Annotated in this window: 14 protein-coding genes and 1 tRNA gene; 8 read left to right on the top strand and 7 right to left on the bottom strand. The window is 42.4% G+C overall.

The annotated features are described in order from the left end of the window. Positions 1-98: 98 nt before the first annotated feature. Positions 99-2282: an ATP-binding protein gene (locus tag NH399_RS00385; RefSeq protein ID WP_253036429.1), complete on the top strand. Its 2184-nt coding sequence runs from the start codon at positions 99-101 to the stop codon at positions 2280-2282. 76 nt (positions 2283-2358) lie between these two features. On the opposite strand, the gene nirK is transcribed toward NH399_RS00385, so the two are convergent. The 3 genes from nirK to NH399_RS00400 form a co-directional block, all read right to left on the bottom strand. Beyond that, the gene (nirK, locus tag NH399_RS00390) at positions 2359-3432 is read right to left on the bottom strand and encodes a copper-containing nitrite reductase (RefSeq protein ID WP_253036430.1); all 1074 of its coding nucleotides are present in this window, start codon (positions 3430-3432) and stop codon (positions 2359-2361) included. A gap of 381 nt (positions 3433-3813) precedes the next feature. Further along, positions 3814-5436 carry a diguanylate cyclase domain-containing protein gene (locus NH399_RS00395; RefSeq protein ID WP_253036431.1) on the bottom strand — a complete coding sequence of 541 codons (1623 nt, stop codon included), beginning with the start codon at positions 5434-5436 and terminating at the stop codon, positions 3814-3816. Positions 5437-6400: 964 nt separating this feature from the next. Then, positions 6401-6491, bottom strand: a tRNA-Ser gene (locus NH399_RS00400). A 327-nt stretch (positions 6492-6818) separates the two neighbouring features. On the opposite strand from NH399_RS00400, the gene NH399_RS00405 reads away from it, so the two are divergent. From NH399_RS00405 to NH399_RS00435, 7 genes are all read left to right on the top strand, one after another. Further along, positions 6819-7481 (top strand): Bax inhibitor-1/YccA family protein, encoded by a 663-nt coding sequence (locus NH399_RS00405; protein WP_253036432.1) that lies wholly within the window; start codon positions 6819-6821, stop codon positions 7479-7481. Between the two features lie 147 nt (positions 7482-7628). Continuing rightward, on the top strand, positions 7629-8024 hold the full coding sequence (gene tusD, locus NH399_RS00410; RefSeq protein ID WP_253036433.1) for a sulfurtransferase complex subunit TusD: 396 nt from the start codon (positions 7629-7631) through the stop codon (positions 8022-8024). A 9-nt stretch (positions 8025-8033) separates the two neighbouring features. Then, positions 8034-8381 (top strand): sulfurtransferase complex subunit TusC, encoded by a 348-nt coding sequence (gene tusC / locus NH399_RS00415; protein WP_253036434.1) that lies wholly within the window; start codon positions 8034-8036, stop codon positions 8379-8381. After that, positions 8378-8665: a DsrH/TusB family sulfur relay protein gene (locus tag NH399_RS00420; RefSeq protein WP_253036435.1), complete on the top strand. Its 288-nt coding sequence runs from the start codon at positions 8378-8380 to the stop codon at positions 8663-8665. Before tusC ends, NH399_RS00420 begins: the two co-directional genes overlap by 4 nt. Positions 8666-8667: 2 nt before the next feature. Further along, positions 8668-8994, top strand: a complete 327-nt coding sequence (locus tag NH399_RS00425) for a TusE/DsrC/DsvC family sulfur relay protein (RefSeq protein ID WP_253036436.1) — start codon at positions 8668-8670, stop codon at positions 8992-8994. 184 nt (positions 8995-9178) lie between these two features. Next, complete coding sequence (locus NH399_RS00430; protein WP_253036437.1) at positions 9179-9799, top strand: phospholipid-binding protein MlaC; 621 nt, start codon at positions 9179-9181, stop codon at positions 9797-9799. Between the two features lie 204 nt (positions 9800-10003). Continuing rightward, positions 10004-10636 carry a phospholipid-binding protein MlaC gene (locus NH399_RS00435; RefSeq protein ID WP_253036438.1) on the top strand — a complete coding sequence of 211 codons (633 nt, stop codon included), beginning with the start codon at positions 10004-10006 and terminating at the stop codon, positions 10634-10636. Between the two features lie 39 nt (positions 10637-10675). Here the strand turns inward: NH399_RS00435 and serS are convergent, their stop codons facing one another. The 4 genes from serS to lolA all read right to left on the bottom strand — a co-directional run bounded on the left by serS (position 10676) and on the right by lolA (position 14461). Further along, positions 10676-11962 (bottom strand): serine--tRNA ligase, encoded by a 1287-nt coding sequence (serS, locus tag NH399_RS00440; RefSeq protein WP_253036439.1) that lies wholly within the window; start codon positions 11960-11962, stop codon positions 10676-10678. Between the two features lie 100 nt (positions 11963-12062). Further along, entirely contained in the window at positions 12063-12452 is a 390-nt protein-coding gene (gene crcB / locus NH399_RS00445) for a fluoride efflux transporter CrcB (RefSeq protein WP_253036895.1), read from the bottom strand. A 51-nt stretch (positions 12453-12503) separates the two neighbouring features. Continuing rightward, entirely contained in the window at positions 12504-13820 is a 1317-nt protein-coding gene (locus NH399_RS00450) for a replication-associated recombination protein A (RefSeq protein ID WP_253036440.1), read from the bottom strand. Next, entirely contained in the window at positions 13820-14461 is a 642-nt protein-coding gene (gene lolA, locus NH399_RS00455) for an outer membrane lipoprotein chaperone LolA (RefSeq protein WP_253036441.1), read from the bottom strand. Before lolA ends, NH399_RS00450 begins: the two co-directional genes overlap by 1 nt. Positions 14462-14463: the final 2 nt, after the last annotated feature.

Here is a 14463-nt window from a genome sequence, read left to right on the forward strand (position 1 = left end):
AGTCAATCTCTACCACTTCTGACTTAATTTACTGGCCCAGCACGCGAAATTCAGAATCTCTCTTATACTTAATGATAAAGCCAATCCATCAATAGCACATGGAAACCCCACCTCGAAAATATCTCAAAAAGCTTAACGATTTCCATGCAGGGCTACTGGATCGACTGAACCGCAGCGATAGTCCCATGGACGAGCGCATGTTACGGCGCGCCCGAGTACTTACTGGGCTGTTGATCTATAGCTTCCTGGGATCTCTATTGATGGCTATTGTGCGAGTCTCCTCAGAAGGACTGATCGCAGGCTCGTTAATCGCCATTATTATTGCCGTCGTTATTTTTGCTCTTATTGTCGCCTACTACATGATCCAGGATGTCTTTCTGATTGCAGACATCACTGTCATCATATTGCTTCTGCTGATTTTTTCGATGGCTTGGAACGACGGTGGACTGTTGTCGCGAGTGAATATATGGTTACCTCCCATCATCCTGTTTTCTAATTTTGTTGCAAGAAGGCTCAAGGGAGCAGCCACTTTATTACTCACCTTAGTGGGGCTAACGACCATCTATATTGTACAGACCAAAGGGATTATCGAGACACCTGCCAGTTCGACGCCATTAATCGGAAGACTGTTTGCTTACATGGCCGCCTGCACCTTTGTTGCGCTAGTCACTCATGCTTACGAACAAACCCGAAGAGATGTTCATAGAGCACTACTCAAAGCTAAGAAGGAAGCTGAAGAACTATCCAGCCTGAAATCGGAGTTCTTAGCCAACATGAGCCACGAAATTCGTACGCCAATGAATGGTATTCTAGGGATGGTTGAGCTGGTCATGAATTCAGAGTTAAAAAAAGAACAAAAGAAACAGCTAGGTCTTGCTTATTCTAGCGCGACCTCTTTACTAACCATTCTCAATGACATTTTGGACTTATCTAAAATAGAGGCCGGAAAACTGGAACTTGAGCATGTTGAAGTTGCCTTACTCGATCTTTTTCATGAAGTATCAGAAATACTCGCCTACAACCTGCAAGATAAGCCTGTAGAGCTTTATCTGGATACATCGGGTCTCAAACATAATAAAGTTCGCACAGATCCTATTCGCTTAAGGCAAATCTGTAATAACTTAATCGGCAATGCTATCAAGTTTACAGAAGAAGGCAGCATTGTCATCACAGTAAGCAGTGAGGAGCTCTCGGAGTCAGCTGTAAAACTTACACTATCGGTTGCTGATACGGGTATAGGAATCGAAGCTAGCCAACTGCCGAAACTTTTCGATAAATTCAGTCAGGCAGACTCCTCGGTCACAAGACGCTTTGGCGGAACTGGCTTAGGGTTAGTGATCTGTGAACATCTGATACATGCGTTAGGGGGAGATATTTCAGTCTCCAGTGAATATGGTAGCGGCAGTGTTTTTAATGTGACACTGCATGCAGAAAAAGTAATAGGTTCATTGCCAAAGCTCACGAATTTGGAAAGTCACCGATTAGCATTAGTCACCCAAAACACTTATTTTCATAAAACTTTTGAAGCCTATCTTAAGCTTATAAAAGCAGACATAATACATTATGAAACCATTCACTCTTTAGGTGACCTCCTTGATCAAAATAATTCATTAGATGCCATCATTATTGACGGAGAAGAAACTCAAAATATCTTCAAAGAAATATCTGAGCTCACTAAAAATATCAAGCAAAACCCGCCTCAACTTATCGTCCTAACTCACTCTGTAGAACAAGAAAAGCCTCAGGAAGACACTTTACTTATTCCCAAACCATTGTCTCATAGAAGTATTGCAAGCATCGTGCATTATCTTACCCATAAAGAAACATCAGAAGGTCATGTTCATAAAAGTGGTGAACACAATGAAGCCCCTCAAAATGAGGAGTCAGAAAATATTAGTGAACAAACATCAATTTTGGTGGTAGAAGACAACAGAGTAAACCAGGAAGTTATTAAAGGGTTATTAAAACCTCTCCGTTGCCACATCGACATAGCCGGCAATGGCCTTGAAGCCCTGAACACTTTAAAAAACCAAAAGCATATTTATCAGCTCATACTTATGGATTGTCAAATGCCAGAAATGGATGGATTTGAAACAACAAAGTCTATTCGATCTGGCGAAGCTGGCAACGCGCAAAAAGACATACCAATTATTGCTCTCACCGCCAGCGCAATGAAAGGAGATAAAGAAAAGTGTTTTAACGTTGGAATGAATGGCTATTTAACTAAGCCAATTAATCGAGAGCGACTGATGGATTTATTGCATGAACATCTAAGCGTTTAGTTCAGTATCACTTAATCATAAAGTTACGATCAGAGCCTAAGCTCCAATCGTAGTCGTAATCATAATCGTGAAAGCCTTATGGAATAGGAGAAGGCGGTGATACCTGAGTCATTAGATCATGGTCCCATTCGCCATTAATTTGAAAGTGAGCGGCAGCGCCCAGTAACACGGCTTCAATCAAATTGTGGTTTACATAAGCATGGATCCCTGGCTGACGAAACTTATAGATAGCAGCCACTGCCGACCCACCGGCAACAAACCAGGTTTCCAAATCTTTAATCGGTTTATTATCAAATGCACCACCAGGCCAGACCAAATCAGCATGGCCACCAATAATATGAGGGCGAGAATCTCGATTGGCTTGAGAATGAATCACCAGTACATTGTCGCCTACATCGGCCGTCATAGCATTGCTACCAGTCAGCGCATTCACGCGACCGTTAAATACAACAAATGAAGGTGTTAATGTCTTCATAATCGCTTCTGTTGGAGCAACGGCATCACTGATACTGGCGTAACGAATGAACTGACCACTCGAATCCCGGGGAATATAAAAATCTTGTTCTCCAATATAAAAAGCTTTGTCATAACGCACCGAATGATTTGACGCTCCTTTTAATCCATTGCGAGGCAGCACCATAATCGCGCCGCTCATACCAGCAACAACATGAAAAGGTGTAACGCTACCGCCCGGAGCACAATGATAGACAAACACTCCCGCTTTTGTCGCTTTAAACTTTAAAGTAACCTGCTCGCCGGGATTAATTCGAGTAAGCTCCCCACCTCCCATCGCACCCGTTGCGGCATGAAAGTCAATATTATGAAGCATTGAATTAGTGGCTGGATTCTTGAGAGTCACTTCAACCCAATCATTTTGATGTACAACAATCATGGGGCCAGGAACACTGCCATTAAATGTCATGGCCTGAATATAAACACCATCGGCTACTTCGATTTCTTTTTCTTCAATAGACAGTGTGATCTGGACAATTTTAGGTGGCCCCTGAGCAATCTGCGTATGTTCAGGAAGAGCTGGTGGGGGTACTAATGTTTGTGTCACTCTAACAGGGTTTTGGGGTGGTTTCGCGGCTAATGAGACAGAGAAAAATAGAACTAACAAAGGAATAAAATGAGACAACTTAAACTTCATAACGCACTACCTCTTAATACATTAACTATATTTAATATACAAAATAAAAAATATTGCATTACTTTCACTTGCATTATTACGTTAATGAATAATTTTTTTATTCTCAATAAAAATAATATCGCCAAAGGGAGATTCCTTATGTAAAATCACAACTTAACAAGAGTAAAAAAATCTCGAAATTTCTTGTCGAAAAAAACATCCTTATATTTCAAAAACACTTATATTGACAGTTCAAATACTCGCCTTTACTGGCATATCACTTGTGATAATACTTTCATCGACTTTATATCAAAGATAACATCTCAGCAATCAAACCTACCAGTCTGTGATAACTCCTTGCTGCCCCTTCTCATTTTAAACTTAAAACTTTAGTCACACACTCTAATCACATTCTCGGCTCACTACTTGATTTCTGCCATTTGACTTTGCTTGATACAGTGCTTCATCAGCAGCTTCAAAGAGTTGCTTATTATTGCACTTATGTTTGGGAGGGCAAGAGGCGACACCAATTGATATGGTTAAATACTCACTGGTTGGCGAGCTTTCATGAGGAATACGAAGTAAGAAAATACTCTGGCATAGTTTATTGGCGACTTTTACTGCTCTACTTTTGTTTGCTTTTCGTAGTAGTACAGAAAACTCCTCTCCACCATAACGGGCAACCATGTCGTAATGACTTCTCGTTAAGTCCTCAATTGTAGATGCAACTTCTTTAAGAGCCTCATCTCCTGCCGCGTGACCATAGTGGTCGTTATAAAGTTTAAAATGGTCCACATCAATCATTAAAACACTTAAACTTTCTGGTACATAAAGTGTTTCTTCGGATAAGTGGCCTAAATAATTCTCTAAGGATCGGCGATTGGCGATACCTGTAAGCTCGTCAGTATCACTTAACTCCTTAAGTTTAATATTATGCTTAATAAGTTCAGCTTGTTGTGTGAAAACATTGTTAAACAAGGTGTCTACCATAAAGGCGAGACGCCCTATTTCATCATTTCTTTTCATGCCCGTAGTTTGAGTGTAATCCCCTAGATTTAGCACTCTTCGAATGGTTTTTTGCAATTCTAAGATAGGCTGCACAACAATTTTATTTAAAGTACAAAACATTAAAGCAAGAATAACTAATATACCCGCTGATGCGCCTATTAGAGCTGTATCAAACAACCGGTCGTCAAACATCCGCTTGGGTGCTTTATAAGATACTGCCAGCAGCGGCTGATGATAGATATCACTGAAGGTCAAAGATAGATTACTTTGTTCATCTCTATGAAAGCGCTCTAAAGCCACTTTGTTTTCTCGAATGCTTTGTGCAGATAAGCTGACGTTTCTATCCGAGCCTTTTGAAAGAACAACCTTTAACTGAGTTAAATCAGAAAGTTGACTCTGTACTTTTTGGTTCACAAAACGCCAAACCAGCATCGTTCCGCGGGATTCTCCCCGTCCTGCTGACGGAATAATATTTGAGCTAACAAACATAGCTAACTTTTTATCAATTTCGATAAATCCTCGTTTCTTAACCTGAGCTAGTTGGCTGGCTTTACTTTCTTCTTCCGTGGTCAAAATCAGACTGACTATCTGTTCATTTGGTGCATCAAAAACGTTAGCAGATAAGGGGGTAAATTGACCATCGGTACTTAGGCCAGTTATTAAGGCATGCTGCTTGTCATAAAAATAGAAGCCATTAATATTCAGTGTTAAGTAGGACTCCTTAATAAAGTAGTTTTGCTTCAAATAATCAATATCCTTCTGCTCTACTACTTTATACATCTCATCCCAAACAGCATTGTCATAAACAACTGAATCAAGCTCATCGAAAAGACGATCCACTGACGACACAATTCGTTGCAAGTCTTTTAAGTCACTCTGTTTTTCTAGTAACTCCAGTTGAGGCAAAATGCTGTACTGCCTGATAGTCAACTGCAATACCAAGACCGCTGCCAGGCCACAGATAAATATAAGTAACAACTTAGCTAACAAACTTCGCGCGACGAGATTGAGCAGCATGATATTCCTTAATCGAGATAACTCGCTAAGTATAGTCTATATCACTGAATATTAGAGGGAAATATAGCCATGGTTTAATGAGTGTTTTACAAATAAAGATTTGAAAAGTTTAGGGATAATTTGTAGTCCGAACTCTATCAAGAACACAGGTAGAGATCACATTAACAACAGAGTGCTCTATTTGAAGCAGCTCAAAAGAACTTTATGAACTGACTTTTTAATTCTAGGTAGCAATCAATTTTCGAGATACCTTGCAGAAGATTTTAGAACTTACTGACTCTTAAAAATGCTCGTACCACATCATTTAACACTGCCAGACTTCATCTCTAACAAACATACCCATTTACTTCCAGACACTGACAGGTAATTGCTTTATTGAGTGCTTACTTTATTCTAAGAAAGCATTAACTTTTTGACGCTTAATGAGATAGTACAATTTAGAATATCTGGACTCACAAAAGGGTTAAAATATCTCTTCCATTATCTAATGCTTTAAATATTAAAAGATCATTTAGAACTATATCTTTAAATTACTTTCGTTTGTCGCTCACCATGGCCAAGATACGCGATTTAGGAAACTCACTTAACGAGAAAAATAGCTACACCAGATTACTTTAACTAGTTTCCAAAGCCTTACCTAGCCACCTCTAAACAAAGCAACATATAAAGAGCATGAGCATAACACTACCACGAACACTTGCTCAGAACGTATTCGGCCACTCTTTTTTAAAAGCTCAAAAAAAGGCCACTCAATTGAGTGGCCTTTCGATATATGGCGGAGGATAGGATTACAAAATATATCCCTATATTTTGCCCTTCGGGCCGCCGTCATACTTCCGGCATTCAAAATGGCTCCCGGCCATTTTGTCGACCCCTTTTACGGGTACGAACCCTATCCTTATATTTTATTTACACAACGCAGATACAAAAAAGGCCCCCACGTATGAGAGCCTTTTAACTTATATGGCGGAGGGATAGGGATTCGAACCCTAGATGGGCTATTAACCCATGCCGGTTTTCAAGACCGGTGCATTCAACCGCTCTGCCATCCCTCCAGCTGGGCGAGCATATTACAGGATCTATTTTTCGGGTCAAGTCCGAAGAGGAATTTTTTTAAAAAGGCTTTAAAATCGAGCAATTATCACTCCAAGTGATGGTAAATAGTACTGACAATGCTACCAACCCCAAAAATTATTCGATAAGAACAAAAACCACTTCCAAACATTAGGTAGCAAAAGACAAACAATTGACATAAAATGACACAAAATGGCAGCGCTTTAAGTAGTGTTTTACGACGAAAACACTTGTCCCAGCCCTTGATTTTGGTATATTTAGACCTATATATTCATTAAGTTTTATTTTTGTCCGGAGAATAGTCCACTATGGAATACAACACGAATGCCGTCGCCCAGCCTACTGGCAGCGCGATTGAGATTAACAAGGTTTTAAAGAATACCTACATGCTTTTAGGTGCTCTTTTATTATTCAGTGGCGTGACAGCCTTTGCTGCCGCGGCAATGGGCCTACCACGCCCTAATGTTTGGATCATTTTGGCTGGTTTTTATGGTCTGTTATTTTTAGTTCACAAAACTCAAAATAGCCCAGCAGGTATCTTCTCTGCTTTCGCTTTAACTGGCTTCATGGGTTATACCTTAGGCCCCATCCTTGGCATGATCATGGCCAATGCACCACAGATTGTAGCTATGGCGCTAGGCGGTACAGGCCTTATCTTCTTCGGTCTTTCGGCCTATGTTTTAACCACCAAGAAAGACATGAGCTTTATGAGTGGCTTCATGGTTGCTGGTGCGATTGTTCTGATGGTAGCCGTAGTTGCTAACCTGTTCTTGCAGATCCCAGCATTATCACTAGCTATCTCTGCTGCCTTCATGCTGTTTTCTTCTGCAGCTATTATGTGGCAGACCAGCGCGATCATCCACGGCGGTGAGCGTAACTACATTGTTGCAGCGGTAGGTATCTTTGTATCTCTGTACAACATTTTCGTTAGCTTGCTTCAATTATTGATGGCGTTTGGCGGCGACGATTGATAGATATTTCAATCAACGAAATCCAAAGCCCGATCTTTGCATCGGGCTTTTTTGTGCCTCTTTGTCAGTAAATCCCACGTTTTTTAAGTCCCTTCTATCATCAGTTTTTGCTAAAATAGCCACATTATTCATTATTTTCAGCGATTTATGTCTGCCAGTTTCGCCATCCTTGTTAGTGGAAGTCCTTATACTTCCCAAGCTCACTTGTCGGCCCAGTCCTTTATTGAAGCACTCTATCAAGAGGGCCAGGAAGTCAGTCGAGTGTTCTTTTATAGCGATGCGGTTTATGTTGCCAACAATCTGCAATCACCTCCTAACGATGAGCCCAACTGGCACCTACGGTGGAAAGAGCTTGCGGCCAAATATGAGTTCAAATTACAAGCTTGTGTCTCTGTAAGTCTCAAGCGTGGTCTGTTAAGTGCTGAAGAAGCAGAGCTGAACGAACTCAACCAGTTCAATGTTAGTGCACCTTTCGATATTTCAGGCCTTGGAGAATGGGCCGAAAGTTCGATTAACGGTGATCGTGTGGTTCATTTTGCCTGATAAAAGCCTATGACAACCTTATTTATTTTGAACAAACCACCCTACCAGTCGGAGCAGACAAAAGAAGCGCTGGATATGGCCCTATCACTGGCTGCCTTTGATAGTCGGGTAGCCTTACTATTTGCAGGCGATGGCGTCTGGAATCTGGTCGAAGATCAAGCGCCCAAACAACAAGGTATGAAAGAGTTTACTCGCCTTTATAAAGGACTGGATCTCTACGATATCGAAGAGCTTTATGTAGAACAAACAGCACTAGAAAACTATCAGCTTACAGAGGAAAACTTGATGATACCCATTCAATCAGTTCACTGTGATGCTGAGTTTATTCAGCGCTTTGCCCAGGTTATCTGTTTATGAAAAACTGCTTACATATTGTTAATAAGCCACTGCCACAGGAACACTGGCAAGTGGTGATCAATGCAATGGGTAGCCAAGATTCTCTGCTGCTGATTGAAGATGCTGTTTATTTGATAGCCCAGCCAGCATCTCCTGTTGCCGAAGAACAGGCTTACTTTCTACAAACTGATGCGCAATCTCGCGGAGTCATGCTCCCCTCACCCTCTTACCAAGCTCTACGAAATCATCGAGCCATGGTAGAACTGGTGCTGCAACATCAAACCAATTTGACCTGGACCTTTTAGCCATGACCGAGCTTCCACCGGATATTGAAACCGACAAAGAAGGCTACCTGCTCGACTCCAACCTCTGGAACGAGTCGCTAGCAGAAACCATTGCCCAGATTGACAACATTGTGCTGACTGATGAACACTGGGAAGTGGTAAATTATGTACGAAAATTCTACGAAGAATTTAACACCAGCCCAGCAATCCGCCCCTTAGTTAAGTATTTAGGCAAGGAGTTAGGCAGCGATAAAGGCAACAGTCTGTATTTGTATAAGTTGTTTCCCAAGGGGCCAGCCAAGCAGGCCACTAAAATTGCGGGTTTGCCCAAGCCTAAACGTTGTATTTAACCAAAGACGGTTCAGGTTAAATTCATCTAATCTTTCTTAAACTGGCTTGCATGCGGATTGGGGCAGACAGAGTCAATCGATGAGTAACAAAGTGTGAAATAACACGTCATTATCTTGAAACTCTTGTCATTGGTCCCCATACTTAGGCCAATTATTTTTATCCATCAAATAATAAGGATAACTGATGAAAAAATTGCTAAGCGGTTTTCTTCTCACCTTTTTCTCGTTTGCTTTGTCTACGGCTCATGCAGAGACCGATCCTCGTGCCATGCTCGAAGGCGTAGCAACCAACATTGTCGACTACCTCAAGAAAAACAAAGACAAAATGGCCGAAGACGAGCAGCTGGCAAAGGATCTTGTCCGCAAAGAATTACTACCTTATGTTGATGAAGTCGGCTTAGGTCGCCGAGTGCTCGGCAGCAATTGGAAAAAAGCCAGCCCAGAGCAGCAAAAGGTATTTGTTGAAAAGTTTACTAATTTGGTTATCGATACCTACGCCAAAGGCTTGAGTCAGTATGATGGTCAAACCTTTGAGTTCTCAGATACCCAGTTGAGCAAGAACAAAAAGTCAGCTCGTGTTCGTAGCGAAATGAAACAGACGTCTGGCAGCCCAGTGAAGATTGATTACTTGCTAAAGAAGCCAAAAGGACTCAATGAGTGGCGTGTGGTTGATGTCACCATTGAAGGCATCAGCATGGTTCAGAGCTATCGCAATCAGTTCAATCAACAGATCAAGAAAGAAGGATTGGATTCTATTATCGCCAAGCTTTCTAACAACGAGCTGGATATTAAAGCAGCCAAATAACTCGTTAGCGGTGTAATAAAAAAGCCGTGTTCATCACGGCTTTTTTTATGGGTAGTTACCTAATATTACCCAACAGCTCCTAACCTTCTTACTTTGTTTTCGTGGTAACATTCAGTTTATATTCATAAAATGTTGATTAAACTGCCAGTTATAAGGTTCCCCTCATATGCTCATGATGTCTGAAAATAGGGAAAGGACAAAAGAATGAAAAAAATACATCATGTCTTGTTGTTGTTGATATCACTGGTAAGTATCAACACCTGGGCTGCAACAGAAGAGCCGCAACAGATGTTAGAAGACATTGCCTCGCGCATGGTGAGCTTTTTAGAAAAGCACAGCCATGAGTTAGAAAGCAATGAACAACTGGCAAAAGACACAGTTATCAAAGAGTTGCTGCCATTTATTGACAAACAGGGCCTTGGCAGACGCGTATTGGCGAAAAACGTTTGGAACGACGCCACCGTTGCCCAAAAGCAGCTATTTATCGAAAAGTTCGTCAATCTGATCATCAATACCTATGCCTCTGGTCTGGCAAAGTTTAATGGTCAACGCTTTAAGTTCACCGATACTCGCTTTAGCCGTGATGGAAAAACAGTGTGGGTAAAAAGCCACATGGAGCAGAACAACGGTGCCCCTATTCGTATAGACTACGTTCTAAAGAAGCCAAGAGGCATCAATGAGTGGCGCGTGGTTGATGTAGCCATTGAAGGCGTTAGCATGGTGCTAAGCTATCGCAGTCAGTTTAAACGCCAGATTAACGAGGTAGGTTTTGAAGGCGTACTGGATAAACTAGTAAAAAATGAAATCAAATTAGAACAGCGATTAAAAAAGCCGTGATAAACACGGCTTTTTTATTATCTAGAGAGCAGTCCCATCTTATAGCGTTTCGGCACCGCCCATGTAAGGACGCAACACTTCAGGAATACGAATTTTCCCTTCAGCGGTTTGGTAATTTTCTAGCAGAGCCACTAAAGTACGCCCTACTGCCAATCCTGAGCCATTCAAGGTATGAGCTAACTCAGGTTTACCTGTTTCTGGGTTACGGAAACGAGCCTGCATACGACGAGCCTGAAAGTCCTGCAAATTACTGCACGAAGAGATTTCGCGATAGGCCTGCTGGCCTGGCAACCAAACTTCAAGATCGTAGGTTTTGGTAGAACCGAAAGTAATGTCACCCGCACACAAAATCACCTTGCGATAAGGAAGCTCCAGTAACTGAAGAATTTTTTCGGCATGGCCAGTCATTTCTTCCAAAGCTTGCATCGACTCATCGGGATGCGCAATCTGGACCATCTCGACTTTTTCAAACTGATGCTGGCGAATCAACCCTTTTACATCGCGCCCAGCCGAACCCGCTTCGCTACGGAAACAAGGCGTATGTGCCGTAAAACGCAAAGGTAACTGGTCGCGCTCAACGATCTCATCGCGAACCAGATTGGTTACGGGTACTTCCGCAGTCGGGATCAGATAGTAGCTTTTCTTATCTTCGTCAGTGCTGCCTTTTACCGCAAACAAATCTTCTTCAAATTTAGGTAGCTGGCCTGTTCCCATCAAACTGTCACGATTGACCATGTAAGGAACATAAACTTCTTCGTAGCCATGCTCTTGAGTGTGAGTGTTCAACATGAACTGAGTAAGCGCTCGGTGTAATTGAGCCAAGCGACCTTTCATGACTACAAAACGTGCGCCAGTAATTTTTGCCGAAGCACCGAAGTCCAATCCACCATTGAGCTCACCTAGTTCAACATGATCTTTAGGCTCAAAATCAAATTGAGTCGGCTCACCCCATAAAGAAACTTCGACGTTATCGTCTTCGTCGGCACCATCGGGCACAGAGTCATCAATCAAGTTAGGGATTGAGTACTGGGCATCCAGAATTTTTTCTCGCAGATCGCGCAATTGGTTTTCGGCTTCCTGCTTTTGTTCTTTTAAGCTGGCAACTTCATCAAGTACCGATTGAGCATCTCCACCTTGCGCTTTAATTTTGCCGATTTCTTTGGCTTTGGATTTACTTTGAGCTTGTAATTCTTCCGCTTTTATTTGTAAACCTTTTCGTTGCGATTCCAGATCAGCAATCATTGCTGTATCTAATTCAAAACCGCGTCGCGCAAGATTCGCAGCAACTTTCTCTAAATCGTTGCGAAGTAACTTAGGATCAATCATGAAATTCCCACTTAATCATTATTTGAGCAATAGTTGCCCAGTTTTTAATACTCATTATAGCTTGTACAAAATATCGTCAAAGTAAAATTGACGGCGAATACTACTGTCCTATTTTAACACCAAGCCAGGCCCCAGCGAAAACAGCAATTAAACTCAATATGACATTCAATAGCACATTAGCTAACGCTGCTAGCCACTGATCATTTTCAATCATCGCCAGAGTGTCCACAGAAAATGACGAAAACGTGGTCAGTGCGCCAAAAAAGCCTATCATAATGGCCAGTTTCATTGCGGTAGAAACCATCGCCTGTTGCCAATACATCAAACACAACCCAGCCAAAAAACAGCCCACCACATTCACCAACAGAGTCGCCAAAGGAAAACTGACGGGAACCAGTAGTGGCAGATATTCTCGCACCAGAAACCGGGTTACCGCACCTAATGCACCGCCAATAGCCACGGCAAAGACATAGATCCACTGGGTCGACATCACTTTTTATAGCCTTTATTCAAAGACGTCAAGTAACCTTCTGTAGCCAGGTTAGTTACCATGGTTCAACTCACGCAAATGAGCCAGCTTCTTACCAATCTGAATTTCCAGCCCACGCTCCACTGGTTGATAGACTTCAAGCTCTCCCACTTCGGGAGGGAAATAAGTTTGCCCAGCAGAATACGCATCCGGTTCATCATGAGAATATCGATAGGCTTCACCATAACCGATTTCTTTCATTAACTTGGTGGGCGCATTGCGCAAATGCACAGGCACATCATGACCAGGATCTTCTGCCACCACCTGACGCATTTTTTTATAGGCCATGTAGGCTGCGTTACTCTTTGGAGCAGAGGCTAAATACAGCACTGCTTGAGCAATGGCGAGCTCACCTTCGGGAGAACCTAGGCGATGTTGCACATCCCAAGCATTAAGTGCAATCTGCAAGGCTCGAGGATCGGCGTTACCAATGTCCTCACTGGCCATTCGAACTAATCTGCGGGCGACGTATAAAGGATCGCACCCTGCGTCTAGCATGCGGCAACACCAATACAAAGCGGCGTCGGGATTAGAACCGCGTAATGACTTATGCAAAGCAGAGATTTGCTCGTAAAATAAATCACCACCTTTATCAAAGTGACGCACGCGATCGCCAATCACTTCTTTGACGTGATCAGCCGTGATTCTGGCGCCCTCTTCTTGCGCATCGACGGTATCAGCAATAATCTCTAAATAGTTAAGCAGTTGACGCGAATCACCATTGGATGACTGCAATAACAGCTCTCGCGCATCAGGCTCTAACTGAAGTTTCAACTCACCCAAGCCACGTTTGTCATCGGTCAAGGCGGCGTCAATTAGTAAAGCTAACTCATCGGTTTGTAAGGGCTTTAATTTATACACTCGACAACGAGACAAAAGTGCGTTGTTGAGCTCAAAGGATGGGTTTTCTGTCGTCGCGCCAACAAAAATGACGGTGCCATCTTCGATATAGGGTAAAAACGCATCTTGTTGCGCTTTATTAAAACGATGAACCTCATCCACGAACAACAGCGTTCGTTGGCCTGTGGTTTTAAATTGTGTTGCCTGATCAATAGCCTGACGAATATCTTTTACGCCACTTAATATGGCTGACACACTGATAAACTGTGCCTGAGTTTCTTGCGCTATCACTTGTGCCAATGAGGTTTTGCCGACACCCGGCGGTCCCCACAGAATCATTGAGTGAATCAGATCCTGTTGCAAAGCTTTACGTAGTGGCTTTCCCTCTGCCAATAGATGCGTTTGCCCAGCGTATTCACTCAAAGAAGTAGGCCGCATGCGCGCGGCCAATGGCTGGTAACTTTCTACTTGAGAAAACAGATCGGCCATTATTCGCCGTCAGCCTGCGCTCTAGAATCGACGACGTCGAGATCCTCTGGGATCACAAAAACGAATTGTTTGTCGTCGAGTTCAAGATTCGCTTTCACATCTTTAAGGCGTACAATCGTTTGCTGGCCTAAAGAGTCATAAAGTGCAATTTCCCTTAACACATCATCTTTAAACAATAATAACAAGCGCTCGAACACTCCTTCGCTATCTTTAGGTAGCAACTCAAAGGTCGCTGACTGCTCACTGCCGCTGACCAGTTTTTTCACTATAAAGCTGGCTCCCAGTGTTTCTGCACTGGCACTCAGTAATAAAGCAGGCGTTGTACCTAATGCTTTGTTTAACGATTGAATATTGACTTGATCCAAATCGATGTCATGGATCCATAAAGTTTCACCATTCGAAATCACTTCTTGCTCATAAGGCGATTGCGTTTTCCAAATAAACTGCTGTGGCTTCTTTAACCAGAATTCGCCTTTGGCGCTTTCTTTAATTAATCCGGCTGAATCGGTAATGGTTTGCTCAAATTTTGCCTGATAAGTGTTGACCTTAGCGGTCATGGTAACCAACTCGGTTAAATCATCAGCCAATACACTCATTGATAAACTACAGCTGGCAATGGCTGCCATTAATAACTTTTTCATAT

The organism is Pleionea sp. CnH1-48, from assembly GCF_024124665.1.
In the GTDB taxonomy this organism is placed as follows: Bacteria; Pseudomonadota; Gammaproteobacteria; order Enterobacterales; family Kangiellaceae; genus JAMXSB01.